This is a genomic window from Gottschalkia purinilytica (assembly GCF_001190785.1).
GTDB classification, from domain to species: domain Bacteria; phylum Bacillota; class Clostridia; order Tissierellales; family Gottschalkiaceae; genus Gottschalkia_A; species Gottschalkia_A purinilytica.
Genome location: NZ_LGSS01000045.1, coordinates 1 through 2,014 on the forward strand (window position 1 = coordinate 1; position 2,014 = coordinate 2,014).

General features: G+C 24.2%; 1 protein-coding gene. It reads right to left on the reverse strand.

Features of this window, described 5'->3' with window-relative positions:
- Positions 1 to 98: 98 nt before the first annotated feature.
- The gene (locus CLPU_RS16145) at positions 99 to 1,403 is read right to left on the reverse strand and encodes a diguanylate cyclase (RefSeq protein ID WP_050379111.1); all 1,305 of its coding nucleotides are present in this window, start codon (positions 1,401 to 1,403) and stop codon (positions 99 to 101) included.
- Positions 1,404 to 2,014 lie beyond the last annotated feature (611 nt).

A 2,014-nucleotide genomic window follows, 5' to 3' on the forward strand; every position in this document is an offset into this window, starting at 1 on the left:
CATAGCTACAAGCTTTTTGGAACCACCTGCATAGCAGGTGGTTTTCTACATACAAATAAAAAACATCACTTCATTTTAAAGTGATGTCTTTTATATTATCAATTAAGTTTATTTTTAACTTTACTATAACAAATGGTACTATTTCTACCCGAATTTTTTGATCTATAAAGGCATTTATCAGCCCTTTCAATAATCATACTAGTTTCATCAATTTCACTTACATATGTTATTCCTGTACTTATACTTATATTTATATGTGGCTTTAACTCATTGTATCTAAATTTTTTATTAATAATTGAATTTCTAAAACTTTCCATTATAGAATATGCTGCTTCCTCATCTTTATTAAAAAACAATATTATAAATTCATCCCCACCAAACCTAAATATTAGATCTTTATCTTCTAAATGCTCTTTAAGCTCGGATATTAATTCTTTTAATATAAAATCCCCCACTAAATGACCATAATTATCATTGATTTCCTTAAATTTATCTATATCTACAAACGCTACAGATAATTTAATTCCATCAGTTTTTATATTATTTTGATATTCCTTTATCTTTTTTTCAAAATATGTTTTATTATAAGCTCCTGTAAAAGTATCTCTGTTTATACGAGCTTTGTAATTATCATTTCTTTCTAAAGCTCTTTCTACTCTTGCTATAACTTCTTCAAGATTAAAAGGCTTTGTAATATAATCATCTACTCCTTTACTTAAAGCTTCTATTTTATCTTGTATAACTTGTTTAGCTGTTAAAAATATAACTGGTACATGCATGTTTTTTCTTTTTAGAAGCTCTAGAATTTTAAACCCATCTAATTCAGGTAATACAATATCTGAAATAATTAAGTCTATATCTAATTCTGTAATAATTTTAATTGCATCATAAGACTTAGACGTTGTAATAATACTATGCCCCCTCATTTCAAATGCATCTTTTATTATATTCAAAGTCAAAACATCATCATCTAAAATTAATATTTTTTTCCTTTTATTCTCTTCTGTCTTTTCATTATCTATATAATAATTGCTATCGGAAATTAATATGTTTTCTTCTTTTATAAGTTCCATTCTCAAACTTCTTAATTCTTCCTTTACTATTCCAATACCTTTAATTATATTTGAAAATACTTTATGAGAATCATCTGTTATATTTTTAGTTGTATTTAAATATTCTTCATACATCCCCCCTACTTGTGAAAGTCTTTCAAACTCAAACATAGATCCTATTTTTTTAATAGCGTAGAAAAAATTTTTTAAGTCCTCATGATTTTTATTATCAAGAGTTATTCTGTAATTTAAAAGTATGTCTAACATGTCTTGTGTTTCTAGATTATACTTTTCAATAAATGAAATTTTACTTTTGTAAAGCAACCTAGCAAACTTAGATTTGTTCTCCATAAAATCCCCCAATAAAATTTCTCATTTTTATCAAGAAAATTTTAGACGATGATGTTTGACATGTTTTCCATAAAAGTAATTTTTTGTATTTTTATGACGTATTAGCCACATCATTAATAATATAAAGATATAACATTATATGTCTATACTTTAATTAAATAGACTATTAGCTATCTTTATATTTTATTTAAGGAATTTTATTTTTTTGTAATTTGTTGTTAGTTCTCATAAATTTAAGCTATATTTGTATACTATGAAGAAAAAAAATTTATGATTATAAATTAATCATATAGTATTTTAAATACAAAATATAAAATAATATGAAATTATTTTGCCCCCACAATTATATAATAACATATTATAATAAACGCTTGATTAATTATTATACTAAATTTTAATTTATAAGTCTACACTTATACATCTATCTCATATTTATATTTTGATTGTAACTTAATAAAAAACAAAAGCGAGAAAAATCCTACTTAAGGATAATTCTCGCAACTTTTTAATAGAAAATAATAATTACAGTAACTTTAATTTATCAAAAAATAAAATAACCCAGCAACGTCCTACTCTCCCAAGGCGCTTCCGCCTAAGTACCATCAGCGCTG